This window comes from Phyllobacterium sp. P5_D12 (assembly GCF_054049495.1).
This window is the reverse complement of the sequence record NZ_JBFUMG010001212.1, coordinates 1-507: the sequence shown is the minus strand read 5'-3', so window position 1 is coordinate 507 and position 507 is coordinate 1. Positions and strand designations below refer to the sequence as shown.

Below are 507 nucleotides of genomic sequence, written 5' to 3'. Positions count from 1 at the left end.
CGGCAACCGAAGGTGGGGAGCAGCATTCATCGCAATCGGTACGTCATCAGATCAAGCAGCTAATCGACGTGGAAACACCTGACGACATTCTCTCGGACGATACAATTGTGGATTTGTTGAAGGAGCAAGGGATCGAGATTGCACGGCGTACGGTCGCAAAATACCGGGAGGGGATGAATATTGCTTCCTCTGTGCAAAGGCGGCGAGAAAAAAAAGCTCAGGCATCGGCGGGCAAGGACGATGGAAAGTCTGGATTCATCCGCCACGTGGGTGTAGAATTTTGTTGAGTGGGTAATTCAACCGGACCGAAGAAGTCTGGTCAGGGAGACAAGCGCCGGTAATTTGCGACAATTGAAGTGAAAGCGCACCTTTGAATGAAGAATCAGCAATTGAAAACGCGATGAAACGCTCGCACGGATTGTACGGGATGTCTTTGCTCGCCTCCCCACAACAGTGTAGATTGGTTCGGGCAATGACAAAATCGCAATGAAGGTGAGGTATCATGAG

Annotated in this window: 1 protein-coding gene; it reads left to right on the top strand. The window is 50.3% G+C overall.

Annotated elements, in window-relative coordinates:
- Positions 1-287: RNA polymerase factor sigma-54 (locus tag ACXJ5O_RS29555; RefSeq protein WP_457303000.1), on the top strand; the 287-nt coding region annotated here is incomplete at its 5' end.
- Positions 288-507 lie beyond the last annotated feature (220 nt).